This is a genomic window from Methylobacterium variabile, assembly GCF_001043975.1.
Classification (GTDB): domain Bacteria; phylum Pseudomonadota; class Alphaproteobacteria; order Rhizobiales; family Beijerinckiaceae; genus Methylobacterium; species Methylobacterium variabile.
Genome location: NZ_LABY01000210.1, coordinates 1 through 9388, shown reverse-complemented (window position 1 = coordinate 9388; position 9388 = coordinate 1). Strand labels below are relative to the sequence as shown.

At 56.4% G+C, this 9388-nt stretch carries 5 protein-coding genes, 1 tRNA gene and 3 pseudogenes; 3 read left to right on the top strand and 6 right to left on the bottom strand.

Translation table 11 applies throughout. The features are described 5' to 3' along the window. The coding region (locus tag VQ02_RS26985; protein WP_048447330.1) for an ABC transporter ATP-binding protein at nucleotides 1–476 on the bottom strand (476 nt) is incomplete at its 3' end. A 206-nt stretch (nucleotides 477–682) separates the two neighbouring features. Between VQ02_RS26985 and VQ02_RS26980 the strand changes: the two genes are divergently transcribed. Then, a tRNA-Thr gene (locus VQ02_RS26980) sits at nucleotides 683–757 on the top strand. A gap of 58 nt (nucleotides 758–815) precedes the next feature. Here the strand turns inward: VQ02_RS26980 and VQ02_RS36180 are convergent. The 4 genes and pseudogenes from VQ02_RS36180 to VQ02_RS36170 all read right to left on the bottom strand — a co-directional run. Then, nucleotides 816–1106: a tyrosine-type recombinase/integrase gene (locus tag VQ02_RS36180; protein ID WP_083469482.1), complete on the bottom strand. Its 291-nt coding sequence runs from the start codon at nucleotides 1104–1106 to the stop codon at nucleotides 816–818. After that, nucleotides 1072–1227: pseudogene (locus VQ02_RS39490) on the bottom strand (IS3 family transposase); the annotation flags it as partial. The pseudogene VQ02_RS39490 and the gene VQ02_RS36180, both read right to left, overlap by 35 nt. Before the next feature lie 969 nt (nucleotides 1228–2196). After that, nucleotides 2197–2403, bottom strand: coding sequence for a transposase (locus VQ02_RS26970; protein WP_048447332.1), 207 nt, complete (start codon nucleotides 2401–2403; stop codon nucleotides 2197–2199). A 211-nt stretch (nucleotides 2404–2614) separates the two neighbouring features. Further along, nucleotides 2615–2768, bottom strand: a pseudogene (locus tag VQ02_RS36170) (IS5 family transposase); the annotation flags it as partial. 1262 nt (nucleotides 2769–4030) lie between these two features. Between VQ02_RS36170 and VQ02_RS37615 the strand changes: the two are divergent. Next, entirely contained in the window at nucleotides 4031–7318 is a 3288-nt protein-coding gene (locus tag VQ02_RS37615) for a rhamnosyltransferase WsaF family glycosyltransferase (RefSeq protein ID WP_157080832.1), read from the top strand. A 288-nt stretch (nucleotides 7319–7606) separates the two neighbouring features. Here VQ02_RS37615 and VQ02_RS26955 read toward each other — a convergent pair. Beyond that, nucleotides 7607–9254: pseudogene (locus VQ02_RS26955) on the bottom strand (ISL3 family transposase). On the opposite strand from VQ02_RS26955, the gene VQ02_RS39480 reads away from it, so the two are divergent. Next, a partial coding sequence (locus VQ02_RS39480; protein WP_245239873.1) for a hypothetical protein occupies nucleotides 9150–9388 on the top strand: 239 nt, incomplete at its 3' end. The pseudogene VQ02_RS26955 and the gene VQ02_RS39480 sit on opposite strands and share 105 nt — an antisense overlap.

Here is a 9388-nt window from a genome sequence, read left to right as displayed (position 1 = left end):
GGCTCGTCGAGGAGCAGCACCTTCGGCCCTGTGACGAGGGCGCGGGCGAGCGCCACCCGCTGCTGCTGCCCGCCGGAGAGCTGGGCCGGCAGGCGCCCGGCGAGCTTATCCATCTGCACGAGCGCCAGCATCGCCTCGGCCCGCTTCAGCCGCTCCGCCTTCGGCACGCCCCGCATCTTGAGCCCGAAGGCGACGTTGTCGCGGCAGGTGAGGTGGGGAAACAGGGCGTAGCTCTGGAACATCATCGCGGTGCCGCGCTGGGCCGGCGGCAGGTCGCCCACCGCCTTCGGGCCGATCACCACGTCGCCCGACGAGACGGTCTCGTGCCCGGCGATCATCCGGAGCGTCGTGGTCTTGCCGCAGCCGGAGGGCCCGAGCAGGCAGCAATACGAGCCGGAGCGGATCTTCAGGTTGATCCCATCGACCGCGACGGTGTCGCCGTAGCGCTTGGTCAGGCTGACGAGTTCGATGTCCATGCGCACTCCCCTTGGTGGATGGAGTTAGCAAGGCGCGGGCCAGACGCCGCCGGGACGCCGCGATCCGCCCTCCGGCGATTCTTCCGCCGCAGGGCTGTTGCAATGCGCCGAACGATCCGCTATCCCCCCGCTCGTCTTCGGCGCCCCGCCGCGGACCGCCCGGCCTTCCAGGCCACGGGGCAGGTTCGATGAAGCGGAGCCGACGGGCCGTTGTAGCTCAGTGGTAGAGCGCATCATTGGTAATGATGAGGTCGGGAGTTCAATCCTCCCCAGCGGCACCATCTTCTTCCCAGAAAATCAGATACTTAGGCAATGCGCCCCGGTCCGTTTAGGATGTGCTCACAGGTTCGCGTGAACCCGTAGCCGTCCGACCGCCAGGGCCTGGAAGGCCCGGCGCAGGTGCGTGGGCGTGAACCGCGCGTACCGCTTCGTGGCCGATGCGGCGTCGCCGTGCCCGAGGTACGCGGCGATCTCGCTGATGGGCGCGCCGGCTTCCGCCATCCAGACCGCCGCGCTGTGTCTCAGGATGTGGGGCGACACGCCGGAGAGGCCGACCTGAACCGCTCCGGGTTTCTCGGAGGCTGCTTGTCTTGGGTCAGGCGGCCAGGGCTTGGTCGCCGACGTGAGCATAATGGCGCGCCTCGGCCTCGGCGGGAGGGACGTTGCCGATCGGTGCGAGCAGGCGGCGATGATTGTACCAGTCAACCCACTCCAGGGTGGCGTACTCGACCGCCTCGACGGAACGCCACGGCGTGCCGATGGATGACCCGGATCAAGTCCGGGGCAAGCTCTTCCGTACACCGTAGACCTCCCGGCGCTCGTTGATGACGCTGATCATGGCCGCGACCGGCGGCCGAGCCCGGCACGAGCAAAAGACGCCGACGCCCTGCGCAGGATCTCGTTAGCTTGGCGCAGCTTGCAGCTCTCTCGCTCGGACTGGCGGACCCCGTTCCTCAGTGTCTCGCCCGAGCCGCCGCTCCTGGCAGCAATCGACTGGATCGCTGACAATGGCGAGCCGTGCTCGCCCTCGTGGTCGCGCACCATCCGCACGGCACCCTCGCACACTTCAGGCGAAAAAGGGGCTGTTCGCTTCGTCATGGCTCCATCCTCTCAGAAGGGGGAGCCTCCTGTCTGTCGCGGTTGATCTACTCTGCGCCCGCGGGCGGCATCCGGCGAGCCTCCAGGGTGTCTGAGCCCAGTTCCCGGATCGGGAGCCGTCCGCGCCATGAAGCATCAGCCTGAACAGTTGATTAGGACAGCTTCGGCCTATCCCGCAGGACAGGAGTAGGGATCATGATGTAAGACATCTTCGTCGGAGTTGATGTCGCCAAGTACTGGCTCGACGTTCACCATGTACTCAGCGGCGCACGCAGGATCGCAAATACGGATGCTGCAGCACGAAGCTTCGCAGTTGCATACGCAAAGCAGGCGGCATGGGTAATATTCGAAGAAAGCGGTGATTATGATCGCGTGCTGCGCGATGCTCTCGAAACTTGCAATGTCCGGCTCAGCCGCGTGAACCCCCGTCAGGCGCGAGACTTTGCCTGTGCCATGGGAGTGATCGGGAAAACCAAGCGCGTCGACGCGCGGATGTTGGCAGAGTTAGAGGCTGTTACGGACCGGCGTGTGCGCCATTTTCGGTGGGATGCAGTCGCGCCGCTCCTCCCCCTCCGATGTCAGCGATGAAGAATGGGCGCTGGTCGCGCCGCCGCAGCCGAAGTCACTCCTCGCGCTCGCTCGCCGACAGGACAGCCTCAGCGGCAGGAGGCTGTCCTTCCTGCTGGTCGGCCTCGGCCACCCAGTTGCGGATCGCCTGGACCGACGGCTCGAACTCACGGGCGAGATCGGTCGGATCGCGTCCGGCGCGGACCAACTCGACCATCTGGCGGCCGAACTCCGCCGGGTACGGGGGACGAGTTCTCGGCATGGCAAAAACACCTCACGCGAAAGCGATCTTGGTCTCCACAAATCCCGGGGCAATCCCACCTTTACCTCGCAGCCCAGCAGGCCTCGCGGCATTGTGCCGTATTCCGGGACTTCCGCCAGCGGCTCCAGTTGGCCGGCAAGCCGACCAAGGCGGCACTCACTGCCACTGCCCGCAAACTGCTCGTCACGCTCAACGCCGTGCTTGCCAGCGGTTCGACCGGGACGGCGCGCCAAGCGGCGCCGTTCTGAATGCCGCCAGAGATTGGCAGAGATGGTGCGGTCCAGGTCCTGGGGCGGCGTCTTACCTCTCGGGCGGCAGGCATCGATCAGCGGTTCCAACTCGCCCGATTGCACGTGCGTGAGCACGCGGCTCCTCGGTCAAAGCCAGGAAACGCTCACTACCGCAACAGTTCGCCGCGCAACTCCGCCAGCACGATGTTGCTCTGCTCCTCGCATAGACCCAGGATACGCACCGCGTGGGCCTCGATGACGTGCGATCCATGGGCTCGGAGCGGACGTGGCCGTCCCGGAGATGGCGGGCGTGCCAGCTACTGACGCTGGCGGCGCTGATGCCGAACCGCTCGCCGGCTTGGGGGCAGGAAGCGCCCGCCATGACGGCTGACACGGCTCGCTCACTCAGATCGACGGACAGAGGTGAGGTCATCGCTGGCTCCTCCACCCAACAGACGCACCACTCAACTCGGCCGCTGCAGACCGATCGCATGACGCTCAAGCGCCACGTGCAACCTTTCAACATCAGCGGCCGTTTCCGTTAGTAAAGGAGAACTGAGATGGGCGAGAGCCAAGCGGCTACTCGGAACAACAGCTGAACCCGTCGCCCTGCAATGTCACAGAGCGTGGACTTTGTGATTGGAAGTAACATGCTCAGGTGGAAGGTCGTACTGACTGGATACGTGCCCGCTTATACCGCTCATGGTATCATCTCTTTCGTCATTCTCGGCGCCGACACGTGCCTTTGGATCTCTGGGCGAGCACGGTTCCATGACAGCTATGTCCGGTGCTAAAGTTGACGTGGGCTGGCAGGTCGCTGCGCGAAAGCGCTTGATACGCCATCTCAATCTAATGTTTATTAATATTTAAATATTTTTTATGCCAATTTGTGGGTAATATTTGATGTATAGAATTTTTTTGATAAATAATTTATAGAAAAAATGGCATTTTATCTTATCTAGATTGCAAAATGATTTATGGATCATTTTAATTTGCAAAATACGAACGGTTGTTAAGCGGGGTGTGATTTTATATAGTTTTTCATGCTAGAAGCCAATTTGCCTCGTTTGTCATCAATTTAATTACGATAAAAGGTAGTAAAAAGCATTATTATGCTGTGTGATCTGTTGCTATCAGTGCAAAATCAAAATGCATTTTGAATAATTTACAATCATATTTTGTTATATCTCGCGTCGTTGCAATTTTCTGGTTAACGCGCTATCAGGCTCGCGATCAAGTGAGTCAGGCACTCCCATGGCTCGGAGCAGAGAGGCGGCCCATGCAAATAATATTTCGACTGTCTTGAAAGAATAAGTACGGGCAACACAAATGACAAAATCCCGCTTTCATCAGTAAGAATTAGCTGAAGCAGAGTTTCAAATTTCGGGGGTTCTAAATTGTCTGAAGTATATCATAATGATGACGCAGAGGAGCGCGTCAACAATATTGATCATCTTGAAGCGTGCCTCCTGTTTTTCGACGAAGTTTATTACAATAAGCGCGCCAATCTAAATCTTGATAAAGTGAATTCTCTCACGCATTACCTTGAACATGGATGGAAAATCGGGCTTGATCCTTCTCCATATTTTTCAAGTAGTTATTATCTGTCACGCAGCCCCGATGTTTTATGCGTTGGTATGAATCCTTTGATTCATTTTGCCGCTTGGGGTCGTAACGAGGGTCGACGAACGCACCCTGATCAAGAGCGCAATTCTGTGTTCGCGATAAGTGATGACGCTGATACCAAGTTGATACGTGCTAATTTCGATACTGAGTACTATATTTTTCAACATCCAGACATAGTTGCCAATCACATCGATCCTGTTCTACACTACATAGCGTATGGCTGGCATCTCGGATACAACCCCACGAGACAATTTTCTACGGAGTATTATCTAAATCAGAATTCGGATGTAAAAAATTTAAATATCAATCCTTTCTTGCATTATATCAAGTGGGGGAAACTGGAAGGTCGACCTGGGCATCCAGAAAAAACAGTTTTAGAAAGATATTCATATGACGATGTTTCTGATGTGGAGGTCACTATTAGAAGATATTTCGATGCATCGTATTATTTTAGGAATAGCGGTGTCCCACTATCAGAAAATGTGAATCCGCTGAAGCATTATATTTATTTCGGATCTCATATGAATCTTGATCCTTGTGCTTGGTTCAATACAAGATTCTACAAAGAAACGCATCGTCATGTTGATTTTAATATTATCAATCCTCTTTACCATTATATTAAAGAAGGCAAGAAATACGGCAGCATTCCAAATATTGTCCATCCCATTCTGCTGGCTCAGAATGAGGAAGAACGTCAGTTCATTGTGCAGAAAATTATTCGAGAGTCTTTCGATGAAAAATTCTATCGGGAACGTTATTCCGACATCAAAAATAATAATATTGAACCAATTATGCATTATGTACATTTTGGCTACAAGGAGGGCCGAGATCCGAATCCGTGGTTTTCTACAGAATATTATCGGACAAAGTATCCACACGCCAGCCTGTATAACGGAATCGACCCGCTGACGCATTTTCTTATTTGGGGCCAGCAGAATAGCTTTCGAACCTTCGACTCTGAATTCGTCACTGAAGCTACAATCGATAGTGATGCCGTAATTGTGCATGACAACATGATCACGGGTGCAATTGAAGAGATGGATCTAGGCGAATCCGATATTGCTCCGGATAGTTACTACAATCCTAAATCGCTCGACATTCATTGGCTCATCCCCAACTTTGACATAGGCGGTGGGGGGCACATGACAATATTTCGTATGATTCATTGGCTTGAATATTTTGGTCATAAATGCACAATATGGATTCAGAGCGATAATAAAATTTGCCCGAATGAAAGATACGATAAGATACTATCCTATTACCAATTTGTCAAAGCGGATGTAAAACAGTACGGCAGAGAATTGCATGAAACGTCCGCGGATGTAATCGTTGCAACATCATGGGACACGGCCTATCACGTCGATAAAACAACGGGCTTCAAGCGCAAGTTTTATTTTGTCCAAGATTTTGAACCGTATTTCTATCCGAGAGGATCGAGAACCCTTTTGGCGGAGCAGACTTATGATCTAGATCTCGACTGTCTTTGCGCGAGTCCATGGTTAGCAACTCAGATGCAAGGATACAGCCGATGGGCAGCACCATTTTGGCTTGCCTTTGATCCTGATGTCTACTTTCTTTCAAAGCAGAAGAAGAATAATTCTGTGCCTCGCATTGCGCTTTATGGTCGCGGACATTCGGCCCGCAGATGCGTGGAATTGGGTCTGTTGGCCCTAACAGCGCTCCACATCAAGGGCGTTCGTTTCGAGGTCAGCATTTTCGGCACACACGAGCGCATCGAACGTGCGCCGTTTGCGGTACGCAATTACGGCGTTCTCAATCCGATCGAGTTAGGAGAACTCTACAGAGAGTGCGATATCGGGATCTGTTTCTCTGCTACAAATTATTCATTAGTTCCGCAGGAGATGATGGCTTGTGGCTTGCCGATCGTAGAACTTGATGTAGACAGCACACGGGCCATATTTCCATCAGAGGTTGCAACTCTGACTAAGCCGATACCGGAGGCCATCGCAACTGAGATCGGCAATCTTCTCCTTGACGTTGAACGAAGGGAACAGCAAGTACACGCAGCAAGCGCTTGGGTCGAGAAGCACTCCTGGGAAAGTGCCGCTCGATCTGTCGAAGCCGCGATCCTGAATCGTTTAGAGTATCATTCCTGGCAAGCCGCCTCACCGGCGCTCGCTCGAAGCACTGTGCAGCAAAACTTAAAAGCGTCGATTGTTATCCCAACCCTTAATGGTGGAAAGCTTTTCGCGCGCATTGTTGAACAGATCAGCAAGCAGCGGACGGGTTGGAATTTTGAAATTGTTGTAGTCGATAGTGGTTCGACTGATGGAACTGTCGAGATATTGAAGAACTATTCTAGCGCTCGCTGCATTTCAATAAATAAAAAAGATTTCCAACATGGTCGGACGAGAAACCTGGGAGTCGAGGAAAGTAATGGTGAGTTTGTCCTATTTCTAACTCAAGATGCGCTACCAAGTGATGAGTTCTGGCTTTATAATATGGTCTCCACAATGGAACATTTTGAGACAGCCGCGGGAGCGTTTGGGAAACACCTCGCTTGGCCTGATGCGTCTTTTTACACACGGCGGGATATAGAAAATCACTTCAAGACATTCGATAACCTGCCTCTCCTGGCTACAAAATATCTTGATCTTAAACGGTGGAACTCAAAGGACAACGGGTTTCGCCAAATTTTGCGATTTTATAGCGATAACAATTCTTGTCTGAGAAAATCAATTTGGCGAGATATTCCATATCCTGAAGTAGAATACGGTGAAGACCAAGCATGGGCATTCAAGATTATCGAAAAAGGTTATGGAAAAATTTACGCACCTAACGCGATTGTCTATCATTCACATGATTATACGCCGTATGAAGCGATGGAGAGAGCCAAAACTGAAAGCTGGTTCTTTTATACGATGTTCGGTGAAAATCTCGCGAAATATGATGCAGTGCAGGAAATTGATGCGCGCAATGCCGAAGCGGAGCGCCTGGGTACCAGGGCTGGCCTTTCCCGCGCAGAGATCGACAAGAAGCGCGCACTCAACGTTGCTGAAGTCACGGGTGCCGTGGCCGGCCTCTACATGAAACGATGATTTTCTACATGCAGGCCCTCGACTTGGTTCATTTGTTGAGATGTGTCCCGTTTTTCGCTCGACACGCGACAACCAACTCGCCATGCGTTGCCGCCCTGATCATGCAGAGTTTCGATCGTTCAAACCCTGCAACGCGATTCTGCCAGTGTCATGTCGTGCCTTTGCGCCCGCTATTGATGTGCCGGTGACAAGGTGTTCGTCACATTGATGCGCCACTTGCGACGCATGCGTGTTCAGGCTTGACATGAGGTTGCCCTAGACCGGTGGTTTTTGCTCACTTTGCATGGATTAGGCGGCAAGAACCATGCGGCGTTTCAGGAGATCGAGGCCTGCCCGTCCGTAGCATTGGCGCTTGATGAGCTTGAGCCGGTTGACCTGGCCTTCCGCCTGGCCGCTACTCCAGGGCTCCGTCAGAGCAGCCCGGACGGCCGCGCTGTCCGCATCCAATCCCGAGGCGAACGTCGCGATGGCAGGAGCCTCGCAACTCCGTGCTTGCGTGATCCAGGCGGCGATGTCCGCTGCGGCGTCCTCTTCCTGATCATCCGCGACGGTCTTGCCCTTTCCGGCGGCGCGCACGAGTGCAGTGAAGCGGCGGGCCAGACCCGTAACGGCTCGCGCGGTGCCGTCCTGCTCGACGCGGCTCACCACAGCCACGTCGCTCTCATCCAAGACCGAGATCAGCTGCACGAGCAGCCACGCCAGCTGTCGTGCGGGCGGCAATGGGGCTTCTGTCCCAGGCCGCTGCGAGGCACCGGCCCTCGCGCAGCGGGGCTTGCGGCCTGATCGGACCGGCCTCGTTCGGCGCTCAGCGACGAAGCGATGCACTTGCCGGCTCGTCCCCGGATAGCCCTGCTCCCGGATCTCGCGCCACAGGGCCATCGCGTTCTCGCAGCCCTCGTCGATCCGCCCCGCCAAGTACGCGACATGCGGATCAAGGAGGCTCGGCCCGGCACCGTGAGGCAGCCGAGCCGGGAACGTCTCGGCTGCCGCGTACTTGCGCACGGTGGCGCGCGCCAGCCCCATGGCACGGGCGATCCCGAGCAGGGGCTCCCCGCCGGCATGCCGGCGGCGGACCTCGTCGTAGACAGCCTGCCATCGCATCCGGTTCTGCGTGCCCGCTTCCAGTTCCGCCGTGCTGCGGGCGAAGGCGTGGTCGCGCCGGACGGGAAGACTGGCCGAGCCAGAGAGTGGCGGCAGGCTCCGCAACCGGGCATGGGCACCGTAGAGCCAGCGTTCGACGGCCTGCCGCATGTTGGCGAGCAGGTGCCAGCGATCGGCGACCTGCTGCGCCTGGGGAGCGCCGAGGCTTGCGCCTCGAGCATACTCGGTCGAGCGATCCCGGGCGACGAGTGCGACGCCGGAGTGCCGTTCAAGCCAGCCGGCCAGCGTGCGCGCTGTGCGATCCGGGAGGAGGTCGATCACGCGGTGACGGTCGAGATCGACGACGATCGTGCCGTACCGGCTGCCCTTCCTGATCGCCCAGTCGTCGATACCCACCCGGACGGGAACCGGTGCGTCGGGGGATCGGCATACGGGAGACGAGCCGCAGCACGGTCGCGCGGCTCGCCGGCATATGGAGGTGAGTGAGGAGACGCGCGCCGCCCGCACCGCCGCAGGCGATGCCGACTCTGGCCTGAGCCTCGCAGAGCCGCCGCGTGCGCCGGGCGCGCGGTGCGAGGAGGCTCATGGGCGCCTCGGCGAAGGTCCGGCGTCGGCAGGTCGGCGTGCGGCAGTAGAACCGCCGTACCTCGATGCGGAGCCTGGCCTGCGATGTCGATACTGGCAGATCGGCGGGATAGCGGTGATAGCGGCTATGGACGGATCGGCTGGCATGACCGCAGTCGGGGCATCGACCGCTAGCCGCGTCCAGCCGCGTCGGGATGACGAGGTGATCCTCGTGTCGCTCGACGAAACGTGCGACCTGGCACTCGGGGATGGCAAAGGGAATGTTCATGTCAACCAGGATGGGGAGGCTGGGTCAGCCCATCACCCGACCGAGGCAATCCACCGCCATCCACGCAAAGTGAGCGAGAACCGGAAACAGGGCAATCCCCAGGGCAATCGGGTGAA